Raw genomic sequence first — 15,955 nt, forward strand, 5'->3', positions numbered from 1 at the left:
CGCGGGAGCACTCGCAAAGTGCCCACGCCGGAAGCGGGAAGATGCCCTTCATCGCCTTTATGGTTTTGATGTCCCGTCGCCCGGGACGAGATCTACCGGCTGCCCGGCGGCGCGGAGCCCGGCGCCGGCGGCGGATAACCCGGTACCGGCGGATAGCTCGCCGCCGGCGGATGCCCCGCCGGTGGGTAGCCCGCTGGTGGATATCCCGCCGGTGGGTAGCCGGACGGCTGGCCGATGCCCGGCGCCGCGGTGAGGGACGGCTCCGCCGCCGGCGTGGTGCGGATCGAGAGCCGGTCCAGGTAGAAGAACTGCAGCGCGGCCAGGACCAGCGCGAACAGCACCACCGCCGCGATCGGCAGCGGCAGCGCGGCCACGTCGGCGAGGGCACGCTCGCCGCCCACCGTCAGCGCCGCGGCCGGAAGCGGCATCCGCTCCGGGTCGAGGACCGTGATGACCTGCCAGTACGCGTCCTGAGTCTGCATCACGTACGTGATCCCGCCGACCACCGCGACCATCGGCAGCGCGGGCAGCAGCGTGCGCGCCGGGCTGCCCGGCCGCGCCTCGGCCAGACCGCGGAACAGCAGCGTGAAGACGACCAGCGCCGGGATGCTCAGGTGGACCGGCGGCAGCACCGCCAGCGCGGTGTCGAGCAGGTCCAGGTCGCTCAGCGTCTGGAAGTGGACCATGCTGAACGGGCCGGTGCCGACGAACAGCCACGGCGCGAAGACGAAGAGCAGCAGCTCGCTGCGGTCGCCGAACGGGCGCATCGCGCCGATGCCGAACCCGGCGAACGCGGCCAGCACGACCCCGTCGACGGTGGAGATGATCGGCGGTCCCCAGGTGTTGAACGCGCTGCCCACCCCCTCGATTTGTCCCGCGCCGGTGTCCGGCGGGAACAGCCAGGGCCACAGCGCGTAACCGGCGACCGCGAGCACGATCGCGAGCAACGCGAGCGCGCCGATCAGCGGCAGCGGCGATACCGGCCGCGCACCGGTCCGCGGGCCGACAACGTCGGCGCGGACCCGGGCGAGGACCAGCACCGCGACCGCGGCCAGCCCGAGCAGGCCGAGCAGGAGCGCGAGCAGGGTCCCGCCGGCCGCGCCGGCGCCGAGGTCGAACGTCCGGAAACCGGCGCTGTAGACGGCCAGCATCGGCGTGATGGTCGCCTCGCGTGGCCCGCCCTGGGTGAGCGCGAACGGATAGGACCAGGTCTGCACCGCGTACGCCACGACGGTGAGCCCGGCGACCAGCCCGACCGCGACGACCGCGCGGACCGGCCGGCCGCCGGTGCCGCTGCGGCGCAGCACGGCCAGGAACACGGTCACGCCCGCGCCGACCAGCAGGCCGAACAGCGTCAGCCAGAACACCTGGCCGACGAAGAGCTGCGCCTCCAGCGGCTCGCGGGCCGATCGGCCCCGCGCGGCCAGCCAGGCCAGCGACAGGCCGACCGGCGTCACGATCACCATCGGCAGCACCAGGCCGAGCCGGGTGACCAGCCGGCCGGGCGTGCCGGCCCGGTGGGCGAGCCAGGCCAGCGCCGGCGCGAGCACGCACGCGGCCAGGACCGGCAGCACCGCGATCGCCAGCGTGAAGCCCAGGCCGCCGAAGAAGCCCAGCTCGGCGATCCGGGAGTAGTTGTCGAGGCCGGTGAACTCGTCGCTGCCGCCCAGGAGGGCGACGTCGTGAAAGCTGTTCCACAGCGTTCGCGCGCCGGGCACGACATATCCGGCGAGCAGCGCCAGCAGCGCGGGCACCACGAGCAGCAGGCCGATCGGGCGGGCGGTGCGGGAAGGTGGGTAGGACACTCCGGTCACCTCGATCATCCGGGTCGGGTCGCCGCGATGGTAGCCGTCACGGGCAACACCATTGGGGGGAGTGGTCCGCCCTGATCAGGGGTAGTCACCCGCGAAGCACAGGCGACGCCACTGGAGGAACACGGATGTTGAACACCGACCAGACCGCACTCGATCGAGTCGCGCTCCGGTACGCGCCGCACGAGCACCGGCCGCTGCAGGGTTACGCGACCGCGCTCGCCGCGTTCGGCGGTCTCGCGGCCACCCTCACCGCCGCGGCCCGGCTCACCGGGCGGCCGATGCCGGAACGACCGGCGCTCACCGACGTCGCACTGATCTCGATCGCCACTCACAAACTCAGCCGGCTGCTGGCGAAGGGCGCGGTGACCAGCCCGCTGCGCGCGCCGCTCACCCGGTACACCGGCCCGGCCGGCGCCGCCGAGATCAACGAGGAGGTGCGCGACGAGGGCAGCACCGTCCGGCACAGCCTCGGCGAGCTGATCACCTGCCCGTTCTGCCTGGGCGTCTGGGTGGCCACCGGCCTGACCGGCGGCCTGGTGCTGGCACCGCGGCTGACCCGGCTGGCCGCGACCGCGCTCACCGCGACCGCGGTCTCCGACTTCCTGCAGCTCGCCTACGACGCGATGAAGAAGGCGCCGGACGCGGCCGAATGATCAGGACCGGCCGAGGTACGTGACCAGCGCGCGCACCGCGTCCCGGCCGGCCCGGTTCGCACCCACGGTGGACTGCGACGGCCCGAACCCGATCAGGTGCACGCGCGGTTCGCCGGCCACCTCGGTACCGGCCAGCCGGATCCCGCCCGCCGGGGTGCGCAGGCCGAGCGGGTCGAGGTGGGCGAGCGCGGCCTTGAACCCGGTCGCCCAGAGGATCACGTCGACCGGCGTGAACGCCCCGTCCGCCTCCCGGACGCCGTCCGGCTCGATCGCGGTGAACATCGGCCGCCGCTCCAGCGCACCCCGGGCCTTCGCGGCCAGCGCGTACGGCGTCCAGATCAGGTCCGTGTAGGAGACGACGCTGCCGGTCGGCCGCCCCGCCTCGACGTCCGCGGTCACCTTCGCGATCACCTCCCGGCCGGCCACCTCCGGCGTGAAGTCCCCGTCCCGGAAGACCGGCTCCCGCCGGGTGTACCAGAACGTGGTCGCGTCCCGGGAGATCTCCTCCAGCAGCTGCACCGCGGAAATCCCGCCGCCGACCACCGCGACCCGCTTCCCGGCGAACCGGGCGGCATCCACGTACTCGTGCGTGTGCAGTTGAACGCCCCGGAACGTCTCCTGCCCCGGGTAGTGCGGTCGCTGCGGATTCGTCCACGTACCCGTGGCGTTGATGATCGCTTTGGCGCGCCAGCGCCCCTGATCCGTCTCCACCGTGAGCTCGTCGCCCGGCAGCACCCTTTCGGCGGTGACCGGCCGCAGGATCGGCAGCCCCGCCTGCGCCTCGAACGCCGCGAAGTAGCGTGGGACCGCGGTCCGGCTCGGCTCGTCCGGGTCGATCGGCGGCTTCGGGAACCCCGGCAGGTCGAAGATCCCGTTGACCGTCGCCATCCGCAGCGACTCCCAGCGGTGCCGCCACGCACCCCCGGGCGCGCTCTCCGCGTCCAGCACCACGAACGTCCGCGCCGCCCCCGGCTCGTCGACCGCGCTCACGAACCCACGCCGCTTCAGGTGATACCCGGCCGACAGCCCGGCCTGCCCACCCCCGATGACCACCACGGTCGCGCTGCCGTCAGACATGCTGTCCCTCACCGAACCCAGAAGATCAAGAACCCTTCGATGGTACGTACCGGCGCGGCCCCGGCCGCCGGTGGAGCGCACCGGCGGCCGGGCGGAATATGGCGTCTGCGGACAAAGAGTGCTCTGAGTACGCTTCGTCCATGCGAGTTGATGATGTCCTGCTCGACGCGTTCGGGCGTCTGCCGGTGTTGGTCGACGGCGCGATCGACGGCCTCGCGCCGGAGCAGCTGCGCTGGGCGCCGGCCGACGGCGCGAACACGGTCGGGTGGCCGGTGTGGCACCACCTCAGAGGACTGCTGCAACGCGACTGACCCGAGGCCTCGAAAATCGACAACGGTCGTCATGATTGACGTCATGTGGCGGCGGCTGTCCTATGTCTACGTTCTGATCGGCGCCGGGCTGGTGCTCGGCGCCCTGGTGACGCTGTGGCCGATCCGGGACACACCGGGGCTGGGTACACAGCTGCGCATCAACATCGGGTCGAACCTGATCGACCTGGTGCTCGCGGTGCTGGTGCTGCAGCCGGCCGTGGTGGCGCTCAACCGGAACGTGGTGCGCCGGCGCAACAGCCTCGACTACCGGGACGTGATCCAGCGGATCGAGCGCGCGCAGTACCGGGTGGACATCTGGAAGTTCTGGACCGGTCTGCTGGAGCCGCCGTACGAGCGGGCGTTCATCGCGGCCGTACACGGCGCGCTGGAACGCGACGTTCGCTTCCGGATCATGCTGACCGACCCGGCGTCCGCGGACGCGGCGGCCCGCGGACGGCAGACCGCGCCGACCGACGCCGTGGCGCTGATCCGGCAGAACATCGACCGTCTGGACGCGCTGATCGCCACGCTGCCGGCGGAGCACCAGGCGCTGTTCGCGGTCGGGATCAGCCCGGTCGGCCCGGCGCACGCGTTCTACCGCGTCGACGACTGGCTGTCCTACGGCCGCTTCGGCGCGCGGCGGGTGAGCGAGAACCAGCAGCGCGAGGTCCAGGTGCACGGCGACCTGGGCGCGCTGGCCCTGGAGGCGTTCGACGGCCGATGGAACGCCGCCGGCCTGCACCCGATCGCCGACCACTGCCGCCTCCACCTGCGCTTCACGGTCCACGGCGAGCCGACCGAACGCGACGTGCGGTACGTGCTCTGCGACGACGATCCGTGGGTGGCGCTCGACCCGCGGGTGGCCCTCGACCCGCCGCCGGACGGCGAGATCGTGGCGGGCGAGACGCGCTACCGAGCAGCCGAGGCAACCCCGGAGAACCGTGCCCGCGCCACCGCCCTGTTCCAGGCCAAATACGGCCACAACGACGCCACCCTGCTCCGGCTGACGGCCCGGCCATCCCGTTGATATCGGAGATTCTCGGCCTCGCGCCCAGATCGTCAGCGGCGCGTCACAAGTGCTGGGCTGGCCGAGATCACGTCGGCGGCGTTCGTGGTGAGAACGGGCACGGAGGTCGTGGCGGCGGCGGGATGTCAGGTTTGGGCCGGGAATACCGCGCATGTCAGTGTGCTGATCGCGCCGGCCGAGCGCGGACGAGGGCTCGCGCGTGCGGTCGCCACCGCGGCCGTCGCCGATGCGCTGCGATCCCGGCTGCTGCCGCAGTGGCGGGCCCGGCCGAAGGCGTCCCGGCGGGTGGCGCGGGCGCTCGGATTTCGCGAGCTCGGCTCCCAGTTGAGCGTTCGCCTCGCGGGGGCTGCCACCCGTACCCGCGAAGGCATTTGACCCTGTTGCTTTTCGGCCGGACGTCCCGGGTGGGAGGGGCGTTCGGCACGTGTGGGCGGGCGGGGGAGCGGCGCATTCTGAGTCCGGCGGGCCAGGGGCTCACCGGATGTGGGAACGGCGACGCTGAGGAGCGGATCATGGCGGAGAAGGACGGAAGCGTCGTGGTGACGGGGCGGGCCGGGGGAGCGCTGCGGCTGCTCGGGCTGCTGACGATCCTGGGCGGTGCGGTGCTGCTGGTCGCGGGCGCGGCGGTGTGGTTCACGGTGCAGAGCCAGCTCGCGGACGAGCGGATCACGGTCTCGGCGGACGCGGAGTGGTTCGCGGGCGAGAAGATCGACGGGCCGCTGACCGCGTACGCGGAAACGCAGGTGATCGAGAAGCACGCGCTCGAGGCCAGCGGCGGCAAGACCTATGCCGAGCTGGACCGGCAGGACCCGACCCGGGAGACCGTGATGACCGGCTCGTTCCTGCGCTCGTCGCTGTTCACGTCGGTGGTGTCGTTCGGGATCGCGGCGATGGCGATGGGGCTGGGCGTGCTGTTCGCCATCATCGGCTACAGCATCACCATGATCGGCCGCCGGCTCACTCCGGCCGTCTGACAAGGCTTCTCGTAGACCGGCGCGGACCGCGCCGGTCTACTTGCGAGTGAGGTGGGGCGTGGGTACCTCGACGCCGGCGTCGCCGCAGGCCCGGAAGGTCTGCGTGATGAGGGTCAGCGAGGCGGGGAAGCCGGAGAGCACGTCGGTGGTGTCGCGCTCGCCCGAGTCCAGGAGTTCGAACATGTCCTGGTAGGTGCCGCCGGTCCGAGCGAGGTCGGCGTTGCCGGAGCCGGCGAGGAGATCGACTATCTCACGCGTCTCGTCGAGGGTCAGGGCGGGCCGGTCGCCGGATGCCGAGACCGCGGCGAGGCGCCGGCAGGCGACGACACCGGAGTCCTCCCGCGGGTACACGGCGTACGCAACCGCCGCCGCCACCGCAAGAACGACGACGATGCCGGCGCCGATCAGCAGGGGGAGACGCCGCCGGGCTGAGGCGGGTTCGGGGGACTGGCTTGGCGCCGGATTGTTCACGGCGCAGATTATGCACGCCGCGCCGACGCCCGCGTGTCGCACTGTCGCCCACTGCATGTAGGTGAATGGCGCCGCTTCGTCACGGCCCGTGATGATCAAGTGGGTATGCCCGTTCTGTGAATACGCCTTGTAATTCCTGTTTACTTCCTGGGTGTCGGCGCTCTAGAGTTCCTGCGGCTGATCTTGATCACCGGGGGAGACCACTGTGTCACGTGGCGTCATCCTGCGCGCGGTTCGTTCGTCGTCGCGGCGCAAACTCGCACTTCTACTGTCCGGTGTGGTGGGTTTATCGCTGCATCCGCTGCTGGCGGAGCCCGCGGTGGCGGTCGAGCCCAAGTCCGAAGTAGAGCGCGCGGCGGAGACCGGTGAGCGGGTCGAGGTGCTGGCGGAGCGCACCGAGTACTCGCAGGTGTTCGCGGAGCCGTCCGGTCGGTTCGTGATGGAGTCCACGGTGGTGCCGAAGCACGTGCGCCACGCGGACGGGTCGTGGTCGGAGACGGATCTGGACCTGTCGGTGCGGCCGGACGGGACGGTGCGGCCGGGAGCGTCGATCGCGGACGTGCGGTTCTCCAACGGTGGTGACGAGCCGATGGTGACGCTGGCGGACGGTGGGCACACGCTGGAGTTGTCCTGGCCGGGGGATCTTCCGGCGCCGGAGGTGAGCGGGGACTCCGCGACGTACCGTGGCGTGCTCGAGGGTGTTGATCTGGTGTTGCGGGCGACGTGGACCGGGTTCACGCATGTGCTGGTGGTGAACACGCCGGAGGCGGCGGAGTCGGTGCGGTCGGTGACGATCGACGTCGGCGGGGACGCGTCGGTAACCGCGCTGCCGGACGGCGGGCTGCGGGCGGTGGCGGATCGCAAGATCCTCGCGACGGCGGGTGCACCGACGATGTGGGACTCGGCGGCGCCGCCGGTGGGGGCGCAGGCCCGGATGGCGGCGTCCGGGGTGCCGTCGACTCCGGCCGGGCCGGGTGACCTGTCGAACACGGCGACGGTACGGACCGAGGTGACCGCGCAGGGCGACCTGCGGCTGGTCCCGGACGCGGGCATGCTGGACGCGCCGGAGCAGCACTTTCCGCTGTTTATCGACCCGGCGTGGGACAAGAAGCCGGCGAAGTGGGCGTACGCGACGAATGACAACGTGAACAACCACCACGACCGGGCACGCGTCGGCTGGAACCCGGGGTCGGAGAACATCCACCGGTCGTTCTTCAAATTCCTGTCCTCGGACCTGGCCGGGAAGTACATCCACTCCGCGCGGGTGCAGATGAACTTGGACCATTCTTGGTCGTGTGACTTCACGCCGACGTCGATGTGGCTGTCGGACGTGATCGGGACCGGTAGCAGCGGCGGCCGGGTGGCGTGGTCGACGAAACTGCGCCGGGCGCTGGTTGCGGCGTCCTCGCACGCGAACGACGCCGGTGGGTGTGGCCAGGAACGGCTGGACATGATTGTGCAGTTCGACAATGCCGCGGTCCGCACGCAGGTTCAGGATGCGGCCAGCGGCCGCTGGACCGACATCACGTTCGGGTTCTGCGCCTGCGACCCCAGCGGTGCGATGGAGGGTTACGCGGTCCGGTGGAAGACGTTCTACGCCGACGACGCGAGGCTGATCGTGGAATACGACAGCATCCCGGGTACGCCGGAGCGGCTGATGGTCGAGCCGAACACCGACTGCAGCGTGCCGATCTCGACCGGGACGCTGACCCCGCGGCTGTACGCGCGGCTGCCGGACGCGGACACGACGCAGAAGCTTGCGGCGACGTTCCAGTGGAAGCAGATCTCCGGCGCCGGTCAGGTCAACGACGGCACGTATCCGGTGTCGACGTCGACGGTGACGAACCAGTCCGCGAACGCGCAGTCCTCGCCGGTGCAGGTGACGATCCAGAACGGCAAGCGGTACGCGTTCCGCGTCCAGACCAAGGATCCGGCGCCGTACAACCAGTCGAGCCCGTGGTCGGGTTGGTGTGAGTTCTATCCGGACACGACGGTGCCGGCCGAGCCGTCGGTGATCCGCACGTCGGAGGTGCCGGGGCCGGGTGGGGAGGCGGCGTTCACGATCAGCACCCCGTCGCTGGACGTGACGAAGTTCCGGTACGGGTGGAAGAACCCCCCTGACAAGGAGATCGCGGCGACGCTGACGACGGCGGCGGACGGCAGCAAGTCGATGACGGCGTCGGTGAAGCTGTCGACGGTCAAGTACGGGGAGAACATCTTCACCGCGTACGGCATCGACAAGACGCTGAACAACGGCCGGGCGACCAGCATCAGCCTGATCGTGAGCGCACCGGCGGGGCCGATCGCGGGCTACGGTCTGCAGGCCTACCCGGGCGTGGACGAGGCCGCGGCACTGCAGAACAGCGCCACGGCCACCGGAGGCTCGCTCACCACGACGGATCTGAGCTGGACCGACGACGTGCGGCTCCTGGGCGGTAAGACGGCTACGTTCACCGGAACCGCCACGCAGGGCGCGGTGGCCACCGGGGTGGCGCTGGACACGACGAAGTCATACGCGGTCGCCGCCTGGGTACGGCTGACCGACCTGAGCGTGACGTCGACGGTCATCGCGAAGGAGGCGCCCGCCGGGGCTTCCAGCCCGTTCCGGTTGCGTGCGCGCCCGCTGAGCACCGGTAGCGCCTGGTGCCTGCTGATTCCGTCGACCACGACCACGGCGGGTACCGAGGTGTGTTCGACCAGGCCCAACACGGTCAACCAGTGGACGCATGTCGCGGCGGGCTATGACAGCGCGGATAAGCGGATCAAGGTCTGGGTGGACGGGGCGGAGACGTCGGCCGGATTCGGCACGCCGACGACCAACACCAACCCGATCGTCATCGGACGCGGGCAGGACACGGGTAGCACCGGCTCGGTCGAGCGCTTCCGCGGCAACATCGCCGACGTCAAGATTTTCGACCGCCTGCTGGTGGCGGACGACTTCACCGGCGCGACTGCGGTCCGCACCGCGGACGGAGAGATCGACGAACCCGGCTTCGTCGACTCGGTCGAGGTGGGGTACTGGACGTTCAATTTGGGATTCCCCTGCCGAGACGAGACTCGGCCGAACACCTGTGAAGTGCTGGCCGACGACATGTTCTACCGCCGTCTGTCACTGACGACTGGCTCGGTAGTTGATGTGGGCCGTGACCAATTGAGCCTGTATCTGGACGACAACCCTGTCGACGAGACATCGACCGTGGTGACCCGGGAGTACGCGCGGTCGCAACGGAATGTCGGATCCGAGGACGAGCCGGTGTGGCAGGACACGCCGGTCCTGCGGACCGACCAGTCGTTCACGGTCGCGGCGTGGGTCAAACCCGACCAGGTCGGCACCGGTGCCCACACGGTCGTGTCGCAGGACGGTCCGGACCGTACCCCGTTCGCGTTGTCGTTGCGGCCGAGGACGGTGGACGGTGTCACGTCCGACTATTGGACGTTCTCGATGATGCCCCCAGCCGGTGACGCGGCTGACTCGTTGCGGTCGGCGAAGCCGGTCGCTTACGACGACGCCGCCGGGTGGACTCACCTGGTCGCTGTCTACGACAGCGCCCGTAAGCAGCTTCGCCTGTATGTCAACGGCGTCCTGCAGGGCGCGACGGCCAGCCTGATGCCGGTGTGGCAGGCATCCGGGCCGCTGGTCGTCGGCGGCGCGCTGTTCGGCGGTGTGCGTACCGACCGGTGGTTCGGCGGCATCGACGATGTTCACGCTTACCAGGGCGCGCTCAGCGACACCCAGGTGAAGAACCTCTTCTCGACCGAGCTCGTCGCCGTTTCCGGCTGACGACCCCGATTCCATTCCCACCGCTGACGTGAGACGAATGAGGAGCAACGTGAGCAGGACCATCCAGCGGATGAGGGCGGTGCTGGCGGGCACGCTCGGCGGCGTCCTGGTGAGCACGCTGCTCGCCGTGCCACCGGCCGTCGCAGTCGAGCCCGAGCCGGTGCCGTTGCGGGGGCAGATCGACAAGATCGACACTCGGGGCGGTGAGGTAACCGGCGTCCGTCCGGCACAGCGCACCATCCCCGCGCTGGATCTGCCGCCGGTCGTCTGGCCGAAGGCGGGCTCCGCCCGAGCGGTGATTCGTGCCGGTGGCCGGGCCAAAGCGGGCGCGTTGCCGGTCAGCGTCGCCAAGGCGGCCGGCGCTGCGGGCGATCGCCTGCCCGAGGACATCACGGTCGAGGTCATCGACCGCGCGCGGACGCCGGAGCTTTGGCGCGACGGTGTGGTTCTTCGCGTCGGCGGAGCCGCCGGTACGACGACGGCCGGGACCGCGGCCGTCACGGTCGACTACAGCGGGTTCAAGCACGCCTACGGCGCTGACTGGGCGTCGCGTCTGCAGGTATGGCAGCTGCCGCAGTGTGCGCTGACCGCGCCAGAGAGCAGCCGATGCACCGCCCGCCCGTTGCGGACCGTCAATGACACGGCCGCGTCGACCGTGTCCGCCGATGCGATGGTCGAACCGATCGGCGGCACCGGCGCGGCGCTCACCCGAGAGCAGCGAGCCGGCAACGCGCCGGTGCCGACCGCGGCCGGAACCCTGCTGGCCGTCACGGCCGGTCCGTCCGGCCCGTCAGGTGACTTCGCGGCCACCTCGCTGTCGGCGTCCTCGACGTGGACGGCAGGCGGTAACTCCGGCTCGTTCAGCTGGTCCTACAACGTCGAAAGCCCGCCGGTCGCGGCCGGCAAGCCGCCAACCGTTGGGATCTCCTACTCCTCGTCGAGCGTCGACGGCCGCTCGTCGGCGTCCAACAACCAGCCCTCCTGGGTCGGTGAAGGATTCCAGCTCGGCAGTGGGTTCATCGAACGCGCCTACGTGCCATGCCGGGAGGACATCGAAGGCGGCTCGAACAATACGAAGGACACGCTGACCGGCGACATGTGCTGGCGCACCGACAACGCCTCGATGAGCCTCAACGGATCCGCGACCGAACTCATTTACGAGGAAGGCAAGGGCTGGCACGGCCGATCCAGGGACGGCTCACGGATCGAGAAGCTCGCCGGTGCGCCGAACGGCGCACTCAACGGCGAGCACTGGAAAGTGACCTCCACCGACGGCACCCAGTACTACTTCGGCCTGAACAACCTTCCCGGGCAGAACGCCGGAACGAGCTCCGCCTGGACCGTGCCCGTTTACGGCAACCACGCCGGTGAGCCGTGCCATCAGACCGGCTTCGCCGATTCCGTCTGTGACCAGGCGTATCGGTGGAATCTCGACTATGTCGTGGATATCCACGGCAATACCACCTCGTACTGGTACACCAAGGAGCTCAACCAGTACGCCACCCGCGGCACCGACACCGAGAACGTCGACTACGTGCGGGGCGGCACGCTCGACCGGATCGACTACGGCACCTGGGACCGGGGCGCGAACGACCGCTCGACGGCCGCACGTGCACAGATCGACTTCGACGCGGCCGACCGATGCATCACCGCGGCCTGCTCCGCCCACGACGGCGAGAACTGGCCGGACGTGCCGTGGGACCAGGAGTGTGTCACCTCGGCCACCGAGTGCACCACCTACTCACCGACCTTCTGGTCGACCAAGCGGCTCAGCAAGGTGACTACCCGCGTCTGGGACCCGGCCAAGGCGGGTGGCGCCGGTTGGCAGGACGTGGCGTCCTGGGCACTCACCCATAGCTTCCCGTCACCGGGCGATGGCGGCGCAGCCGGCCTGTGGCTGTCCTCGATCGTCAAGACCGGCCTGGTCGGCGGCAGCATCGCGCTCCCGCCGGTCACGTTCGAGCCGGAGCCGATGCCGAACCGTGTTCTGACGAAGACGAACACCACCAACAGCTGGCAGCGGCTGTCGAAGGTGATCAACGAGACCGGCGCGACCACGCACGTGACCTACTCGCTGCCGGAATGCACCGCGTCGAACCTGCCGGCCACCTATCCGACCAACGGTATGCGCTGCTACCCGGTGCTCGGCCCGGATCCGGCCAGGCCTGGGTACGACATGGTCGAGTGGTGGCACAAGTACGTGGTCACCTCCATCACCGAGACCGACCTCCAGCTCGAGAACGGCGCCCAGTCGCCGCCGATGGTCACCAGCTACGAGTACGAGGGCAGTCCCGCCTGGCACTTCGCCGACGACAACGGGCTGGTCAGGAGCAACCGCAAGACCTGGAACCAGTGGCGCGGGTACGCCACCGTGGCGACCAGGGTCGGGGCCGGAAACGTCAAGACGCTGACCCGGACCACGTTCCTACGTGGCATGCACGGCGACCGCGCGTCCATGACCGGCGGCACCCGTACGGTCATCGTCAACGCCTCGCTCGGTTCGGAGACCGTCTACGACGAGGACGCGTTCGCCGGCATGACGCGCGAGACCGTCACCTACAACGGCTCGATCGACAAGCCCATCTCCAAGAACGTCGACGTGCCGTGGCAGTCCCCGCCGACCGCATCCCGCACCATCAACGGGGATACGGTCACCGCACGATACGTCGGTACCGCCGCCAGTTACACGGCCACCGCACTGGGCGTCGACGGTTCACGCGGCTGGCGCACCACCCGCACCCAGACCACCACAGATCCCGTGTACGGCACGACCGTCTCCGTGCAGGACGACGGAGACCTCGCGGTCAGCGGTGACGAGAAGTGTGTCACGAACACCTACAACCGCAACATCGCCAAGAACCTCGTCAGCCTGCCCAAGCGAGTCGTCTCCACCGCGCTGCCGTGCGGTGCCGCGCCGGCGAGCGCGGACGACATCGTCAGCGACACCCGGACCTATTACGACAAGGCGACGAGCGTCGACGCCGTGCCGGTGGTCGGCGATGTCACCAAGGTCGAGCAGCTCAAGGACTGGACCAAGGCCAGCGGTACCGAATTCGAGACCGTCAGCACCGCGCTCTTCGACACGTTCGGCCGGGCCACGTCGGCCACCGACATCAAGGGCAACACCACCGCGACCGCCTACACCCCGGCTTCGGGCGGGCCCGTCACCAAGGTGACGACGACGAACCACCTCGGCTGGACCAGCAGCGTCGAGATCAACCCGTATTGGGGCAGCACCAACAGCACCACCGACCCCAACGAGAAGGTCACCAGCACCGACTACGACGCGCTGGGCCGCGTGATCAAGGCATGGGACACCGGCTGGACCAAGGCAGCGCACAAGGACGACCCGGCGGCTCGCTTCTCGTACCACTACTCGTCGGATCGATCCGCGTACCCATATATCAAGTCCGAAGTTCTGCACGCTGCCGGTGGCTACACCACCACCTACACCATCCTCGACGGGCTTCTGCGTGAACGGCAGATGCAGACGCCGGCACTCGACGGCAGCGACGCGCGCATCGTCACCGACACTCTCTACGACGAGTGGGGCCGGGCCGAGGCAACCTACAGCGCACGTCAGAAGTTAGGCGCTGCGTCCGGAACCTTCTGGTACGACCACCCATGGTCCGTGCCCGCCGTGAACAAGACCGTCTACGACCTGGCCGGCCGACCTACCAGCACCATTCTGCTCGCACCAGAGGGTGAGACGAACCAGGTCGAGAAGTGGCGTACCACCACCGTGCACGAGGGCGACCGCACCCTCGTCACGCCGCCTCCCGGCGGTACCGCGACGACGACGATCACCGACGTCTACGGGCGCACCACCGAGTTGCGCACCCACACCACCGCGGCCGGCGTCGCGGGCGACTACACCGCCACGACGTACACGCACAACCGCAAGGGGCAACTGGCCAAGGTCGTCGACGCCGGCAAGAACGAGTGGATCTACACCTACGACATCAAGGGCCGTCAGACCACCGCCAAGGATCCCGACGCCGGCACGACCACCACCACGTACAACGCCTACGACGAGATCCTCGCCGTCACCAACGGCACCGGCGAGGTCGTGCACCACACCTACGACAGCCTCGGCCGGAAGACCGCGCTGCGGGACGACTCCGCGACCGGCGCGCTGCGCGCCGAATGGAAGTACGACGAAACCTACGGCGGCGACCCCTTCAAGGGCCAGCTGACGGAGACCATCAGGTACGACGCGAGCAACTCGCGAGGCACCACGGCCGCCTACAAATGGCAGGCGCGCTTCTTCAACGACCGCTACCAGGTCACCAGCGCCAACTACGTCATTCCCTCCGTGGAGACCGGCGTCAGCGCGACCTGGGTCTTCGGCTACGGCCATTCCCCGTACAACGGGGAGCAGGTCAGCACCACGTATCCGCCTGCCGGTGGCCTCGCCAACGAAATGGTGACCACTACCTTCCATGAAGGTAGTGGTCTGCCGAACACGCTCAAGACGAGCCTGCCCTCCATCGGTACGTACGTCGTCAACCAGCTCTACACCGCCTACGGTGAGCCCACACTTGCCCGGCGGAAGATCGGGACCGGCGACTACATCGAGAACAACGTCCTCTACGACACCACCACCCGCCGGGTCACCGACACCACGGTCAAGCTGCAGAACGCGGTCACCGCGGTGGCCGACACCAGATACAAGCAGGACCCGGCCGGGAACATCCTCGCTGTCTCCGACAAGCCCGGCACCGCCGACGCGGAGACCCAGTGCTTCACCTACGACGCGCTGCGGCGAATGACATCGGCGTGGACGCCGAAGGCCGAAATCGACTGCGGGAACGCACCCTCCGTCGCCAATCTCAGTGGCCCGGCTCCGTACTGGACCGACTGGACCATCGACGATCTCGGCAACCGCACCAAGCAGATCAGCCACAACCCCACCGGCGACACCGTCACGACCTACGGTTTCCCGGCCTCCGGCGCGAACGCGGTCCGGCCGCATGCAGTGATCAGCACGACCACGGCCGCTCCCGGCGCGGCACCAGTCACCCGCCCCTTCACCTACGACAGCGCCGGCAACACCGTCAGCCGGTACGGAACCTCCGCCAATCAGACTCTCACCTGGGACGCGGAAGGCCACCTCGCCAAGACCGTCGAGAACAGCGACACCCACACCTACGTCTACGGCCCCGACGGCAACCGTCTGATCCGACGCGATTCCACCGGCATCACCCTCTACCTGCCCGGCATGGAGGTCCGCCGGGCGACCGGCGCGACCACCAGTACCGCCACCCGCTACTACACCTTCGCCGGATCCGTCGTCGCCTCCCGCACCGGCACCGCAATCGACAGCCTGTCCTGGGTTTACAACGACCACCACAACACCCAAAACCTCACCATCAACTCGATCAGCCACGCCGTGACCGTCCGCCGCCAGACGCCGTACGGCGCCGACCGGGGAACACCGGTGACCTGGCCGAACGAGAAGACGTTCGTCGGCGGAGACAAAGACCGCACGGGCCTGATCCACATCGGCGCACGAGAGTACGACGCGGGCCTCGGCCGCTTCGTATCGGTCGACCCGATCATGGACCTGGCCGATCCACAGCAGTGGAACGGCTACGCCTACGCCAACAACAGCCCCATCACATCATCCGACCCCACCGGCCTCCGCACTGATTACTTCGACCCGTGCTGTGCTGGAAATGCATCAGGTCCCGCTCCGGTCTCTTCTCCTACTCCAATCATCCAAGACTACTGGGAAGCGGAGGTGCCGCTTGAGAATCTTGAGGATTGGGAGCGCGGATACATCCTTGAGGATATGTAACTGGATAGGTAGTCCGGGCGGCAGCGAGGTCCGATGTAGAGGCTGGT

General features: G+C 69.3%; 10 protein-coding genes. 7 read left to right on the forward strand and 3 right to left on the reverse strand.

What is annotated here, in order from left to right; genetic code table 11:
• Positions 1 to 92: 92 nt before the first annotated feature.
• Positions 93 to 1,805: an ABC transporter permease family protein gene (locus J2S43_RS10925; protein ID WP_306828767.1), complete on the reverse strand. Its 1,713-nt coding sequence runs from the start codon at positions 1,803 to 1,805 to the stop codon at positions 93 to 95.
• A gap of 134 nt (positions 1,806 to 1,939) precedes the next feature.
• Here J2S43_RS10925 and J2S43_RS10930 point away from each other — a divergent pair, with 134 nt between their 5' ends.
• Positions 1,940 to 2,467 carry a DUF1360 domain-containing protein gene (locus tag J2S43_RS10930; RefSeq protein ID WP_306828769.1) on the forward strand — a complete coding sequence of 176 codons (528 nt, stop codon included), beginning with the start codon at positions 1,940 to 1,942 and terminating at the stop codon, positions 2,465 to 2,467.
• Here the strand turns inward: J2S43_RS10930 and J2S43_RS10935 are convergent, their stop codons facing one another.
• Entirely contained in the window at positions 2,468 to 3,544 is a 1,077-nt protein-coding gene (locus tag J2S43_RS10935; protein WP_306828770.1) for an NAD(P)-binding domain-containing protein, read from the reverse strand.
• 140 nt (positions 3,545 to 3,684) lie between these two features.
• On the opposite strand from J2S43_RS10935, the gene J2S43_RS10940 reads away from it, so the two are divergent.
• The 4 genes from J2S43_RS10940 to J2S43_RS10955 all read left to right on the forward strand — a co-directional run bounded on the left by J2S43_RS10940 (position 3,685) and on the right by J2S43_RS10955 (position 5,856).
• A complete protein-coding gene (locus tag J2S43_RS10940) occupies positions 3,685 to 3,855 on the forward strand; it encodes a DinB family protein (protein ID WP_306828772.1) in 171 nt (56 codons plus the stop codon).
• A gap of 31 nt (positions 3,856 to 3,886) precedes the next feature.
• A complete protein-coding gene (locus tag J2S43_RS10945; protein WP_306828773.1) occupies positions 3,887 to 4,882 on the forward strand; it encodes a hypothetical protein in 996 nt (331 codons plus the stop codon).
• A gap of 66 nt (positions 4,883 to 4,948) precedes the next feature.
• The gene (locus J2S43_RS10950) at positions 4,949 to 5,257 is read left to right on the forward strand and encodes a GNAT family N-acetyltransferase (RefSeq protein WP_370881754.1); all 309 of its coding nucleotides are present in this window, start codon (positions 4,949 to 4,951) and stop codon (positions 5,255 to 5,257) included.
• A gap of 137 nt (positions 5,258 to 5,394) precedes the next feature.
• A complete protein-coding gene (locus J2S43_RS10955) occupies positions 5,395 to 5,856 on the forward strand; it encodes an aromatic ring-opening dioxygenase LigA (protein ID WP_306828774.1) in 462 nt (153 codons plus the stop codon).
• Positions 5,857 to 5,892: 36 nt separating this feature from the next.
• Here the strand turns inward: J2S43_RS10955 and J2S43_RS10960 are convergent, their stop codons facing one another.
• Positions 5,893 to 6,327: a hypothetical protein gene (locus tag J2S43_RS10960; protein ID WP_306828775.1), complete on the reverse strand. Its 435-nt coding sequence runs from the start codon at positions 6,325 to 6,327 to the stop codon at positions 5,893 to 5,895.
• A 205-nt stretch (positions 6,328 to 6,532) separates the two neighbouring features.
• Here J2S43_RS10960 and J2S43_RS10965 point away from each other — a divergent pair, with 205 nt between their 5' ends.
• Positions 6,533 to 10,108: a LamG domain-containing protein gene (locus tag J2S43_RS10965; RefSeq protein WP_306828776.1), complete on the forward strand. Its 3,576-nt coding sequence runs from the start codon at positions 6,533 to 6,535 to the stop codon at positions 10,106 to 10,108.
• 49 nt (positions 10,109 to 10,157) lie between these two features.
• Positions 10,158 to 15,908 carry an RHS repeat domain-containing protein gene (locus tag J2S43_RS10970; RefSeq protein WP_306828777.1) on the forward strand — a complete coding sequence of 1,917 codons (5,751 nt, stop codon included), beginning with the start codon at positions 10,158 to 10,160 and terminating at the stop codon, positions 15,906 to 15,908.
• Positions 15,909 to 15,955: the final 47 nt, after the last annotated feature.

The sequence above is a fragment of the Catenuloplanes nepalensis genome (assembly GCF_030811575.1).
In the GTDB taxonomy this organism is placed as follows: domain Bacteria; phylum Actinomycetota; class Actinomycetes; order Mycobacteriales; family Micromonosporaceae; genus Catenuloplanes; species Catenuloplanes nepalensis.